Source organism: Synechocystis salina LEGE 00031 (assembly GCF_015207985.1).
Classification (GTDB): domain Bacteria; phylum Cyanobacteriota; class Cyanobacteriia; order Cyanobacteriales; family Microcystaceae; genus Synechocystis; species Synechocystis salina.
Genome location: NZ_JADEVV010000001.1, coordinates 23,268 through 35,999 on the forward strand (window position 1 = coordinate 23,268; position 12,732 = coordinate 35,999).

The following is a 12,732-nucleotide window of genomic DNA, read 5'->3' on the forward strand; positions in this document are numbered from 1 at the left end:
TGCAAGTGAAACTGTCAGAGCAAATATAGTCTGCTGATGCGGAAATTATTTTAGGGCGCCTACCAGATTTGATTCAGGATGCGCTGATTGCTCGCGCCAATGAAATTGATTATCCTGTTGAAGCAGTCCTTGAGATGGCGATCGCCAGTTTTTTAGATACAGAGGCGTTAAGTTTTGCAGACTGTAAGCCAGGGCGAGGTCAGTAAGTCAAATAAATCACTGCACCCGACTCAAAGATGACATCATTGACAACAAAGGTAGGATTGGCTAGTATGATGACCTAATCCTACTGGGCTGTCGCAGGCGGCTTATGACAATGAGTAAGAAAGTCAGTATAACCCTGGACGACGATATTCTAGATTTTGTGGATCAACTTACAAGCAATCGTAGCAGCTTTATAAATGATATTCTCTGGCAAGAAAAGAGAAGAATTTTTATGAAAGAGTTAGAAGATGCCTATAAAGATCAGGCGGATGACCCAGAGTTTCAAGAAGAAGTTTCTGTTTGGGAAATTACAGTGGGCGATGGTTTAAATGCCTAACGGAACCTTAACGTACAAGCGGGGAGAGATATGGTTGGTTGATTTGAAGCAGGTTGTTGGTCATGAAACCGATAAAGAACGCTCCTGTCTGATTCTGCAAAACGATGTTGGCAACCAAAATGGCACAACCACAGTAGTGGCTCCTCTACTGCCTGGAACAAAAACCTATCCATTTGTTGTGAATATTACACCGACTCCACGGAATGGACTCAATGGCGATCGCCATATTAACTTGAGCCAATTAAGGGCTGTTGATGCTCAGAGAATTAAAAATAAACAAGGCACCCTGGAAGATATTTATTGGGAAGAAATTGAGAAAGCAGTATCTATTGAACTTGGTTTCAATTCGGCCTTTAAGTCTTGATAAAAAAAGAGCCTGAAAATGCCCTCGCATTTAGGATTGCAATACATTGGCTAGATATTTACCAGTATAGGAAGTGGGATGTTGAGCCACAATTTCCGGTGTGCCTGTAACCACCAATTCCCCTCCCCGATCGCCGCCTTCGGGGCCCAGATCAATAATCCAATCACTGCAACGGATTACGTCTAGATTATGTTCAATGACTAAAACAGAATTGCCTTTATCTACTAGTCTTTGCAACACATTCAGTAAATGATGCACATCATAAAAAGATAGACCCGTGGTGGGTTCATCGATGAGATACAAAGTTTTGCCCGTGGCCCGGCGGGATAATTCCGAGGCTAGTTTGACCCGTTGGGCTTCTCCCCCGGATAGGGTAGGAGCCGGTTGACCCAGTTTGATATAACCCAAACCCACATCCACCAAGGTTTGCAGACGATTCACTGCCCTAGGAATATTTTCAAATACCGTTAACGCTTCTTCCGTGGTCATGGCCAACACATCAGCGATGGAATAGCCCTTATATTTAACCTGCAACGTTTCCCGGTTATACCTGGCCCCTTTACACACGTCACATTGCACATAAACATCGGGCAAAAAGTTCATTTCAATGACGTTCACTCCTTGCCCAGCACAGGCTTCACAGCGGCCTCCTTTGACGTTAAAGGAAAATTGCCCCGGCTTGTAGCCCCTAGCTTTAGCTTCAACGGTTTGGGTGAAAATTTCCCGAATCGGATCGAAAATGCCGGTATAGGTAGCCGGATTAGAGCGGGGAGTGCGGCCAATGGGGGACTGGTCAATGACAATCACCTTATCGATTGCCTGGAGGCCGGTAATTTCCCGTAAATGCTTAGGGAAGGCGACTTGGCGGGAGAGATGATGTTGCAGAGCCGGATGGAGCAATTCATTCACCAGGGTAGATTTGCCGGAGCCGGATACCCCCGTAACGCACACCAGTTTTCCTAGGGGAATGGTCACATCAATATTGCGTAGATTGTTATGACAGCAACCTTGGAGGGTTAACTTAGCCCCATTGCCGTTCCTACGCTCTGGGGGAGTGGCGATCGCCTCCCGACCGGATAAGTAAGCCCCGGTGAGAGATCTTTTATTTTTTAATAGGGTCTGGAAATCCCCTTGACAAACAATTTCGCCGCCATGGATGCCCGCTTTGGGGCCAATATCGACAATATGGTCAGCGTGGCGGATGGTATCTTCGTCATGCTCCACCACAATTAACGTATTGCCTAGATCCCGCAATTTAGTCAAAGTAGCTAAAAGGCGATCGTTATCCCGTTGATGCAAACCAATACTAGGCTCATCCAACACATACAACACCCCCGTTAGACCGGAACCAATTTGGGTAGCGAGGCGAATCCGTTGGGCTTCCCCCCCCGATAAAGTCATAGCTGCCCGATCTAGAGTGAGGTAATCCAAACCTACGTCCAGGAGAAAGGTTAAACGGGCTTTAATTTCCTTGAGGGCCAACTCCCCAATCATGGCTTGCCGGGGGGTCAACTCTAGGTTTTCAATCCGTTCTAGGGTCTGACGGATAGGTACACTGGTTAAATCGTTAATGTTGTACTGCCCTAGCTTTACGGCCAGCGCTTCGGGTTTTAACCTTTTACCGTCGCAGGTGTGACAGGGTTGATTAATAATATATTTTTCTAATTTTTGTTTAATGGCATCGGAATTAGTTTCGTCATAGTTTTTTTGCAGAATATTTAACGCCCCGGCAAAACGACGATAATAACCTTGTTTATTGCGGTAACGAGATTCCCCTTCAAACCAAATTTCTTCTTCCGTACCGTATAAAACCACTTCCTTTTGCTCTTGGGTTAATTTTTTCCAAGGGGTTTGTAGTTTAAAATCAAAATGTTGTCCCAAACTGTATAGTAAGGACAAGTAATAGGAATTATCTTTCTCTGACCAAGGGGCGATCGCCGCATAGACGGGCTTTTCTGGATCGGGAATGACCAAATCGGGGCAGAAGGAGCGCACAAAGCCAATGCCATGGCAATCGGGACAAGCACCATAGGGGGAGTTAAAGGAAAACAAACGAGGGGAAAGTTCATCCATCACCGCCCCATGTTCCGGACAAGCAAAGTTTTCTGAAAAGATAATTTCCTTGGGCAATTCTGCGTGGTAAGCTTGAGCATTTTCTGCCGCTTTTAATGCTTCTTTATCGTCTTTTTTACCCCCATCTAACACTGTCAGTGTTGGCTTGTCCAAAATATCTATAATGGCAGTGCCTTCTGCTTGCTTTAAACAAGTGCTGAGGGAGTCCACCAGTCTTTCCTGCAAACCGTCCTTTTTGATCAGGCGATCGATGACTATTTCAATGGTGTGGGCTTGGTTCTTTTTCAGTTCAATATTGTCACTTAATTCTCGCACTTCTCCATTAATTCTTACCCGTACAAAGCCCTGGGAAACCAAACTGGAAAGTAGTTGCACATGGGTGCCTTTTTTCCCTTTCACTACCGGAGCCAAAATTTGAAACTTAGTTCTGTCGGGCAACTCCATCACCCGATCGCACATTTGGTCAATGGTTTGGGGGGCAATGTTCCGTTGACAGTGGGGACAATGGGGACTACCGGCCCGGCCAAATAATAAACGGAGGTAGTCGTAAATTTCCGTCACTGTGCCCACGGTGGAACGGGGATTATGGGAAGTGGATTTTTGATCGATGGAAATGGCTGGACTTAACCCCTCAATACTGTCCACATCGGGCTTATCCAATTGCCCCAAAAACTGCCGTGCGTAGGCACTGAGGGATTCCACATAGCGCCGTTGCCCCTCCGCAAAGATGGTGTCAAAAGCCAGGGATGATTTCCCTGACCCCGATACCCCCGTAAATACAATCAGGCGATCGCGGGGCAGGTCTAGATCCACATTTTTCAGGTTATGTTGTCTAGCGCCTCGAATACGGATGCTGTTTTGGTCGGGCATAGGGGGGCGGCAAGGCTCTTAACTTTTCTTCACGATTTTAAACTGTCTTTGCTAATCTTGGCTGGCGATCGCCATTTAGGTAAAGAAAAAATTGTCTAACTGATACAATTTTCTGTAGAGCGAAAATTAATTAACCAAGAATGTCAAAAGCAAGCAAGGGCCCAGAATTTGTCAAATATTTTGTTCCACTGCTTTCTGCTTTAAAGGAATTAAGCTATTCGGGTACTCCCAGCGAGGTTAAAAACGTAATCATTGAAAAATTGCAAATATCCGAAGAATTATTGGAAGAAAAGCTTAAAAGTGGCTCCTCCCGGGTTATCAACCAGATTGACTGGGCCAGATTCTATTTGGTGAAAGCTGGTAATTTAGATTCTTCTAAACGGGGAGTCTGGACATTAACAGAGAAAGGAATAGCAGAAACGGTAACTAATCAGAGAGCATTCACCATTTTCAAGGAAGTTCAGGGCGAGTTCAAGGATAAAAAATCGGTGGACTCCAATGGAAATAATAGGGAAATTCAAGAAGAGGAAATTTATGCCCCTGACGATGGTGAAAGTCTGATTACAGTCGACTATCGAGAAAAACTACTGCAGATATTAAGAAATCTTTCCCCTAGCGGATTTGAGCACCTGTGTAAACAATTTTTGCGGGAAGCTGGTTTTCAAGAGGTGGAGGTTACAGGAAAAACTGGAGATGGAGGCATTGACGGCAAAGGTATTTTGCAAATTAATCCCCTGTTAAGCATCCCGGTTTTATTTCAATGTAAACGTTATGCAGGATCGGTGGGAGCACCACAAATCAGAGATTTTCGCGGGGCCATGATGGGTCGGGCCGACAAGGGGATTTTAATCACCACAGGAAGTTTCACTAAAGAAGTAGAGAGAGAAGCTATCCGAGATGGGGTATCACCGATAGAATTGGTCGACTCAAACAAGTTAATTAAAATGTTTGAGCAGTTAGAATTAGGCCTAAAACCCAAAATTGTTTACGAAATTGATACAGATTTTTTTGATCGTTTTAAGTAATATAAACTTCACAACATAGATTCATTTTCTGCTGAATGTTGCCGAAGCTGATCCTTCTTTCTTTAGCAAAGTACAGGCCACAATAATGCCAATAATAGCTAATAAACCCATAGGGTAAAACGCATAGGTGTAGCTACCAAATAAATCTCGAACCCGACCTGTTACCAAAGTTCCAATTAAAGCCCCCATGCCATAGGCGGTGAAAATAATGCCGTAATTTTGGGCGTACTGGTCAGGATCAAAAAAGCGTAGCGTCATAGTGGGAGCCATGGCTAACCAACCCCCTAGGCAGAACCAGAATAAACAGAAAGCAATTAAGTAGGTGGCAACCTGCCCGGTTTGAGCATTGATCATTAGAATACAAGCGATCAAAATCAAAACATAGGATAAAATTGCAATGTGGTGGGGCTTAAATTTATCAGCAAGCCAGCCAAATAGCGGACGACTTACTCCGTTAAAGAGGGCAAATAAGGATACACTACCCGCCGCCACATTGGGATTAATATTAATAATTTCCTGTCCCACCGGACTGGAAATGCCGATGGCACTCAACCCCACTAATGCCCCGATGATATAGCAAATCCATAGACCATAAAATGAGCGGGTTTTAAACAAAATTTGGGGATAAACCGGGGTTAAAATAGTTTCAGTATTAGTGATTTTCTGGGGTGGTTGCCATCCCCTGGGAGGAAATTTCATCGTTAAAGAAATAGTCAGAATAACCAGAGTGAAGACAATGCCCAAAAGACGCAGGGTAGGGCGGACAGTATAAACACTAATTAAATGGTTAGCCAGGGGGGCAGTGATCAGGGGAGATAAACCAAAGCCAATAATAGTTAATCCCATCGCTAGTCCTTTTTTGTCCGGAAACCAGCGGGCCACAACAGCCATAGGAACACCATAAACAATACCAATGCCAATGCCGGTAATTACTCCGTAGGTAAAAATCAAAGTTCCGACGTTAGTGGCAAAACTAGATAAAATGTAACCCAAACCGACAATAATACCACCAACAGCAGTGATTTTACGGGTATCAAGGCGGGGAATGTAAAACCCCGTAATAGGCATAAAAATGGCATAAAAAACCAACACAAAAGTATAGGGCAGTAAACTAGCTGTTGCACTAATGCCCAATTCATTCTCTAGGGGAGTCCTGAAAATACTCCAGGAATATACCGTGCCCAGACAAAGTAAAACAATCATTCCCAATGGAACTAAAAACCATCTACTTCGATGGGCATTTCTCCCTAGAACAGTGACCCCTAATTCATTATTCATAAACAATAATTTTTGCAGTCAAAAAATTGCTAATCAGTATCCATAATTAGGGTCGATGTTAACCGGTTGATTAACTTTGGTTTACTAGCGATCTATAACCTGCGCCAACGACGGCCATCCTTATTAATTAACCATTCCGCCTCTGCCGGTTCCCAGGTGCCAGCTTCGTACAAAGGCATGGAAAGGGGATCACTGGGGGCATCCCAAGCTGATAACACCGGAGTTACTACCCGCCAAGCTTCTTCCACCTCATCAGCCCTAGTGAAGAGGGTTTGATCCCCCAACATACAATCCAGTAAGAGACGATGATAAGCATCAGCCGTGGCCACCCCAAAGGAAGAACCATAGCTAAAATCCATATCCACGGTGCGGGTACGCAATTCTGAACCAGGCATCTTTGCTTCAAAGCGGAGAGAAATACCTTCGTTGGGCTGAATTCGCAGACTCAACACATTGGGGTTAGCTTGGTGAGCCACGGATTGAAAAATTAACAATGGAACTTCCCGGAATTGAATGGCGATCTCACTCACTTTTTTGGGCATACGCTTGCCGGTGCGGAGATAAAAGGGGACTCCCTGCCAACGCCAGTTATCCACCATTAACTTGAGGGCGACAAAGGTGGGGGTGGTAGAAGTGGGAGCTACCCCTGATTCTTCCCGATAGCCGGGGACTGGTTTGCCGCCCATCCAACCCGCTTTATATTGACCACGGATGCCAGCATTTTCCAGGTTATTAATATCTGCCAAACGGGTAGCCTGTAAAACTTTAACCTTTTCGTTGCGAATACTATCTGCATCAATGGCGTTGGGGGGGTCCATGGCGGTCAAGCAAAACAGTTGCAACAGGTGGTTCTGCACCATGTCCCGCAGGGCACCGGCAGATTCGTAATAACCAGCCCGTTCTTCTACACCTACCGTTTCTGCCACCGTAATTTGTACGTGGTCGACAAACTGGCGATTCCACAATGGTTCAAAAATTGCATTGGCAAAGCGGAATACCATCAGGTTCTGCACCGTTTCTTTGCCCAAATAATGGTCGATGCGATATACCTGATTTTCTTTACAAACCCCCTGCACCACTCGGTTAAGGTTTTGGGCTGAGCTTAAATCTCGACCAAAGGGCTTTTCGATCACAATCCGGCTTTTTATCGGATCACTAAGCATCCCCGCCGCCCCCAATTGTTTAATACCTGGGGGAAAGAAGTTGGGGGAAACGGCTAAATAGAAGACCCGATTGCCCCTGGTGTTGCGTTTTTCATCTAATTCCGCCAGGAAGTTTTTCAATTTGAGATAGCTTTCTGGGTCGTCCATGTTGCCGGAGCAATAAAATAGACCCTGGGCAAACTCATTCCACAGGTCCTCGCTACCAATGCCGGTGGAAAATTCTTCGATGCCCTTACGCATCTGCTCACGAAAATGGTCGTGGCTCCAGTCCCTTCTAGCAAAACCGACAACTGTTAACTCCGGGGGTAAACGACGCTCCCGTTTCATTTGGTAGATGGCTGGCACCAGTTTTCGTTGGGTCAGGTCTCCCGATGCGCCAAAAATGGTCAAAATGAGGGGTTCTGGAGTGCGTTCTTGGCGGAGTCCAGTGCGGAAGGGATTTTCGAGTAGCGTTACCATAGGGAATGCTCGTATTGTGTGACCACTTACGCTTTAAAATAACTCACAATTCCCGAAAGTTTTCTTTTTCCGGCAAAGTTTTCAGGAAAAATTCTTTTCCTAGTCCAAATCCTGAAATAGGGGGGTGCTGAGGTATCTTTCCCCAAAACTAGGTTGGATCATAACAATTAATTTATCTTTATTGGCAGGTCTTTTTCCCACTTTGATGGCCGCCGCTAGAGCTGCCCCGGTGGAAATCCCCGACAATAAACCTTCTTCCCTGGCTAATCTACGGCCGTAGGCGATCGCCTCTTGGTCAGTAACGGTAATTACTTCATCAATTAAATCCACATCCAGCACTTCGGGAATAAAGCCTGCCCCAATGCCTTGGATTTTGTGGGGACCTGGTTTCCCCCCCGATAAGACCGGACTATTTTGGGGTTCCACGGCGATCGCCTGAAAAGTAGGCTTTTTCTCCTTCAATACAGAAGCAACCCCGGTAATTGTGCCACCAGTGCCTACCCCCGCCACCAAAAAATCAATGGCTCCGTCCGTATCTTGCCAAATTTCCAATGCCGTAGTTTGTTGATGAATTTGAGGATTAGCCGGATTATCAAACTGTTGCAACATATAGGCATTGGGTAAACTTTCCGCCAATTCCTGGGCCCTTCTAATGCACCCGCCCATACCTTCTCCCCCTGGGGTGAGTTCCAATTTGGCTCCATAGGCTTTTAACATAGCCCGTCGTTCTTGGCTCATGGTTTCTGGCATGGTCAAAATTAATTGATAACCCTTGGCCGCCGCCACCATGGCGAGGGCAATACCTGTATTACCGGAAGTGGGCTCAATCAACAGAGTCCTGCCTGGTTCAATCAACCCTTCCTGTTCTGCCCGGTTAATCATATTGACGCCAATGCGGTCTTTTACCGACGCCGCCGGGTTCATCCCTTCTAACTTGACTACAATTTGAGCTTCACACCCCTCGGATTTGGGAATACGATTGAGGCGAACTAGAGGAGTACGACCAATTAACTCCGTAACATTGCTGGCAATTTTCATAGATAAGGGGCTACTAAGAGAGGAAATCTGCCTGCATCTTACAACGAAAAACCCCACCAAAGGCGGGGTCAAAGAGTTATTAGAGCTTAACTTTCAAATAAGTATCCTAGGAAGATGAACTTAGGATTAGAAAGTGAAGGTACCACGGATGGTGCCAATGAAGGCGTCAGTGGCGTTGGTGGTCTGTTCAGGCTTGGAGATCCAGATTACACCAGGGGTCAAAGAAAGGTTGTCGGTCAGTTGATACTTGTAGAACAATTCAACTTGGACAGGGTTAGCGGTGGTTACAAAGGTGGTGCCTAAAGTACCGTTGGTGAAACCAGAAACATAGGGTTGAACACCAGCAAAGATACCAAGCACGTTACCTTCTTTACCAAGGTCGGGGAAGGCAAAGCCACCACCGTAGGTCCAGATGTCACCGTTGTCCTTACCAATCAAAGTTACGTTGGTGTAGCTACCATAGGCACTGAAGCTCAACCAGTCAGCAACGTTCCAAGCCATTTGGATACCATAGCTGTTGGTTTGTTTACCACCGAAGTCGTAGGGGTTGACAACGTTACCCGAAGCAGTACCACCACTGACATTACCGTTGTAGGTAGCTGCATCTACGGGGGGAGCACCTACGCCCAAACCGTTAACAAAGGAATCGTTCAATTCAGAACGGTTGAGGTTAGCGGCAGTCGTACCAACAATACCCTGGGTGCCACCTTTACCGAAGATAGCGGCATCGGGGGTGGTGTAGGCATTAACGTAGGTGAAACCTAGGCTGACCCGGTCAAAAATATTGGTGGTAATCTGGGCCAAGGCACCGTAGCCACCGTTAAACAGACCATTGCCACCACTGCTGAAGTCGTAGTTATTACCGGTAGCAGGGTTGGTCACGGAGCTGCCGCTGCTGGGGTTGGCACCAGTGCTAGCCAAGTAACCCAAGCTCAAGGAAGTGGGTCCTAAGAGGTTGCTGAGGAAGCCCAACTCAAGGCTAGTACCTATACCGGTACCACCACCAATGGAGTAGATGGGGTTCTGGGCAGTGAATTGGCTCAAGGAACCTTTACCACCGGTGTAGTCATCGAAGTAGGGGTTCAGGGTGGGAACGAAGTCATCCCAGATACCACCAAAGGCAGCGATGTAGTTGTTGAGACGGAAGTTGGTGCCTAAATCGAGGGGTACATAGTAGGCCAACCAGTCGACGGCGACGTTATTGTTATCGCCGGGGGAGAGTTGGTGCACCTGGGTGAAGGTGGGGCTTTCATAGTAGTTGCCGACAATACCAATGGGGTTACCGGTCTCGGGATCGATAACGTTTTGGGTGGGGTAGAAGCTCTTGAAGCGATTATTGCTACCAGCGGCAAGACGAGTAACCAACAGGTCTTCACCGGAAAAACTGGTGTTGAACTGTAAACGAACCCGGTTTTGGAATACAGCCTGGTTGTTGTCGCTCTGGTTGTTGAGGGTGTTTTTGGTACCAAAGATGGCGGTGGGAGCAAAAATCACTTCCCCGGTCAATTTGGTGGTGGTAGAAAACTGATGGTCTTCCAGGAAGGAGGTGCGGGCTTCAAGGTTGTCAACTCGAGCACCCAAAGCAGCCAATTCTGCTTCGAATTCCTGCATGAGGCGTTTTAGTTTGTCGATGTCCTCACGGAGAACCGCCACATTTTCCTGAATTAAACGTTCCATAACGTTCATACAGGCGTTAAGACCAGCGGCAAATTCCCAACGGCTGAGGGCCCGATCGCCACGGAAGGTGCGGTCAGGGTAACCAACGATACAACCGTAGCGTTCCACCAAGCTCTTGAGCGCTTCATAGGCCCAGGCGGTGGGTTGCACATCGCGGAGTTCGCTGACGCTGGTTACTTGATCAACACTGGAGAGTTGACCTTCAGCGGTGTATTGATCTAATTGGTCTAAAACTTGAGCATTCGTAACGTTGTCGGGAGCGGCGTTAGCAGCACCAGCCACAAGGGCGGCACCGATCACAGCGGGACTCACTAACAGGGACTTCCAAGATAGTTTAAGCATTTTTAGCTTTTCCTCACACCTAATAATGACTACGGGAACCAAGTCCTATACTCAGTAACACATTGTACACGTTTTTTTCGAAAGAGTGGGAGAAGTTGACAATTTTCTTTAGATTCATGGTGAATGCTAAGTTTAGCAAGGCCATTGGGCTGTTTTGCAGACTCGGTTTAGGGTGCCGGAGCCACAATCAGTTTTGGCAAAGAAAAACCGCCTACAGCTTCTGCTCACGGAACGATGATGTTGATGATTAATAACAGATTATAGTTGCTATTTTGATGATGGCTAGGGTGAGGGTCAGTTTTCTGGCTGGCCCCCTCGGCTTGATCGAGGAGATAGCTGACCATTTCCTAATCTATCAGGTTGATCAGATATTGTTTGACCTCAACAAGTCTCCGTTGCAAAGCCCATTGAGGATTGTTCAAGGCTGTGGTTGGAAAAATATCGCTGCCCACTAGGGTAAAAATTTGCTTTAGGTTGGACGGGGTTTTTGTTTGGTTTTCTTGACTTTGCCCCGCCACCACGATCGCCGGTTTCCCCATAGCTTGTGCCAGCTCAATGACCCTCCCCACAACTTTGCCCTGGTGAGATTGGCCATCGAAGCAACCTTCCCCGGTTACCACTAGGTCGCATTGGGCCATGGCTTGTTCCAGCCCCGTCAACTGGGCGATCGCCGTAAACCCTGACTCGATAGTGGCCTTGAGGGCCCAGGCAACGCCCCCACCAATCCCCCCAGCGGCACCGGCTCCGGAAAAATTAAGCTCAAAGCCATCCCTTTTTCTGACTACCTGAGCAAAATGTTCCAGCCCACGATCTAAGCGTTGCACCATGGCTGGATCTGCCCCTTTTTGGGGAGCATAAACAAAGGCGGCCCCATTGGAACCATGAAAAGGATTGGTCACATCACATAACAGGGCGATCTGGGGAAAAGTATTTAACATTGGGGGAATAATTTCGGTGACTTTTTCCAGACCTTGTCCTCCCCACCCGACAGATTGGTCTTGATAATCTAAAAACCGCCAACCCAACGCCATCAGCAAACCTAAACCGCCATCATTGGTGGCTGAACCACCGATCGCCAGTTGAATGTGTTTTGCTCCCCGCTGGACAGCATGGGCAATTAATTCCCCAGTGCCGTAGCTAGTGGTAATTTCCGGATTACGTTTCCCCATGGGGACCAAAGGTAAACCGCTGGCCTGGGCCATTTCAATGACCGCTGTTTCCTTTTCTGCTAACCATAAATAACGGGCGTCAACCTTTTGACCAGGCAATGGGCCCTGTACCCGCACCGTTTGCCATTGGCTATCGAGATTATGGGCGATCGCCTCTAGAGTTCCTTCCCCGCCATCGGCCAAGGGATGGGCAACACAGTCAAATTCTGGTGCTAAAACTTCCGATGTAATACGGCAAACCTCCCCAGCGGAGAGAGTCCCTTTAAACGAGTCTGGTGCAATCAGGATTCGGCGCATCAGGGCATCTTCCAGCCTCCCCTATCCACACCTGTTGCACTTTCTTACGAACTAACGAAAAAAATTAACGACGATTCAGACCTTCCGCGGCTTCTCGGAAAGGCTCCACCTCAGGACTAAAATCAATAGGCAGAACCGCTACGACGTTTTCGTGGGGCCGGGGAATAATCACCCAGGTTTTCACATCTGCCCCTTCCGTGCGGTTAATGGCATCAATACCCGCCGCCATGGCAGTTTTCACTTCCTGCACATCTCCACGAATGTTAAGGGTGAACCGAGCACTCCCTGCCCGAATGTAGCCCACAATGGTAATCCTACCGGCCTTAACCATGGCATCAGCAGCGGCAAGAATACCGGGAAAACCAATGGTTTCAATGGAACCGACGGCGGATTGGGCGGACATATTTTTCTCCTTGACAGTGGCGGCAAAAACTAA

At 47.1% G+C, this 12,732-nt stretch carries 11 protein-coding genes; 4 read left to right on the forward strand and 7 right to left on the reverse strand.

Going from position 1 to position 12,732, the window contains the following annotated elements; genetic code table 11:
* The first annotated feature begins 68 nt into the window (after positions 1-68).
* From IQ217_RS00125 to IQ217_RS00135, 3 genes are all read left to right on the forward strand, one after another.
* Positions 69-206: a hypothetical protein gene (locus IQ217_RS00125; RefSeq protein WP_228016591.1), complete on the forward strand. Its 138-nt coding sequence runs from the start codon at positions 69-71 to the stop codon at positions 204-206.
* A 110-nt stretch (positions 207-316) separates the two neighbouring features.
* Positions 317-541 (forward strand): type II toxin-antitoxin system MazE family antitoxin, encoded by a 225-nt coding sequence (gene mazE / locus IQ217_RS00130; protein WP_194018484.1) that lies wholly within the window; start codon positions 317-319, stop codon positions 539-541.
* A complete protein-coding gene (locus IQ217_RS00135; RefSeq protein WP_194018485.1) occupies positions 534-905 on the forward strand; it encodes a type II toxin-antitoxin system PemK/MazF family toxin in 372 nt (123 codons plus the stop codon). Before mazE ends, IQ217_RS00135 begins: the two co-directional genes overlap by 8 nt.
* A 30-nt stretch (positions 906-935) precedes the next feature.
* Here IQ217_RS00135 and uvrA read toward each other — a convergent pair whose 3' ends face one another.
* Positions 936-3,848 (reverse strand): excinuclease ABC subunit UvrA, encoded by a 2,913-nt coding sequence (uvrA, locus tag IQ217_RS00140; protein WP_194018486.1) that lies wholly within the window; start codon positions 3,846-3,848, stop codon positions 936-938.
* Between the two features lie 140 nt (positions 3,849-3,988).
* Between uvrA and IQ217_RS00145 the strand changes: the two genes are divergently transcribed.
* The gene (locus IQ217_RS00145; RefSeq protein ID WP_194018487.1) at positions 3,989-4,873 is read left to right on the forward strand and encodes a restriction endonuclease; all 885 of its coding nucleotides are present in this window, start codon (positions 3,989-3,991) and stop codon (positions 4,871-4,873) included.
* 21 nt (positions 4,874-4,894) lie between these two features.
* Here the strand turns inward: IQ217_RS00145 and IQ217_RS00150 are convergent, their stop codons facing one another.
* From IQ217_RS00150 to IQ217_RS00175, 6 genes are all read right to left on the reverse strand, one after another.
* Complete coding sequence (locus IQ217_RS00150; protein WP_194018488.1) at positions 4,895-6,151, reverse strand: L-lactate MFS transporter; 1,257 nt, start codon at positions 6,149-6,151, stop codon at positions 4,895-4,897.
* 92 nt (positions 6,152-6,243) lie between these two features.
* Positions 6,244-7,773: a glucose-6-phosphate dehydrogenase gene (zwf, locus tag IQ217_RS00155; RefSeq protein ID WP_190598970.1), complete on the reverse strand. Its 1,530-nt coding sequence runs from the start codon at positions 7,771-7,773 to the stop codon at positions 6,244-6,246.
* 99 nt (positions 7,774-7,872) lie between these two features.
* Positions 7,873-8,811, reverse strand: a complete 939-nt coding sequence (gene cysK, locus IQ217_RS00160; RefSeq protein WP_194018489.1) for a cysteine synthase A — start codon at positions 8,809-8,811, stop codon at positions 7,873-7,875.
* A gap of 126 nt (positions 8,812-8,937) precedes the next feature.
* Complete coding sequence (locus IQ217_RS00165; protein ID WP_190598968.1) at positions 8,938-10,830, reverse strand: iron uptake porin; 1,893 nt, start codon at positions 10,828-10,830, stop codon at positions 8,938-8,940.
* A 347-nt stretch (positions 10,831-11,177) separates the two neighbouring features.
* Positions 11,178-12,296: a glycerate kinase gene (locus tag IQ217_RS00170; protein WP_194018490.1), complete on the reverse strand. Its 1,119-nt coding sequence runs from the start codon at positions 12,294-12,296 to the stop codon at positions 11,178-11,180.
* Between the two features lie 64 nt (positions 12,297-12,360).
* The gene (locus IQ217_RS00175) at positions 12,361-12,699 is read right to left on the reverse strand and encodes a carbon dioxide-concentrating mechanism protein CcmK (RefSeq protein WP_010872077.1); all 339 of its coding nucleotides are present in this window, start codon (positions 12,697-12,699) and stop codon (positions 12,361-12,363) included.
* Between the last annotated feature and the right edge of the window lie 33 nt (positions 12,700-12,732).

Excerpts from the sequence above, each read along its gene's own strand:
- IQ217_RS00165 (WP_190598968.1), bottom strand. The coding sequence starts at position 10,830 with ATGCTTAAACTATCTTGGAAGTCCCTGTTAGTGAGTCCCGCTGTGATC.
- IQ217_RS00150 (WP_194018488.1), bottom strand. The coding sequence starts at position 6,151 with ATGAATAATGAATTAGGGGTCACTGTTCTAGGGAGAAATGCCCATCGA.
- IQ217_RS00145 (WP_194018487.1), top strand. The coding sequence starts at position 3,989 with ATGTCAAAAGCAAGCAAGGGCCCAGAATTTGTCAAATATTTTGTTCCA.
- IQ217_RS00135 (WP_194018485.1), top strand. The coding sequence starts at position 534 with ATGCCTAACGGAACCTTAACGTACAAGCGGGGAGAGATATGGTTGGTT.
- uvrA (WP_194018486.1), bottom strand. The coding sequence starts at position 3,848 with ATGCCCGACCAAAACAGCATCCGTATTCGAGGCGCTAGACAACATAAC.
- cysK (WP_194018489.1), bottom strand. The coding sequence starts at position 8,811 with ATGAAAATTGCCAGCAATGTTACGGAGTTAATTGGTCGTACTCCTCTA.
- IQ217_RS00175 (WP_010872077.1), bottom strand. The coding sequence starts at position 12,699 with ATGTCCGCCCAATCCGCCGTCGGTTCCATTGAAACCATTGGTTTTCCC.
- IQ217_RS00170 (WP_194018490.1), bottom strand. The coding sequence starts at position 12,296 with ATGCGCCGAATCCTGATTGCACCAGACTCGTTTAAAGGGACTCTCTCC.
- zwf (WP_190598970.1), bottom strand. The coding sequence starts at position 7,773 with ATGGTAACGCTACTCGAAAATCCCTTCCGCACTGGACTCCGCCAAGAA.
- mazE (WP_194018484.1), top strand. The coding sequence starts at position 317 with ATGAGTAAGAAAGTCAGTATAACCCTGGACGACGATATTCTAGATTTT.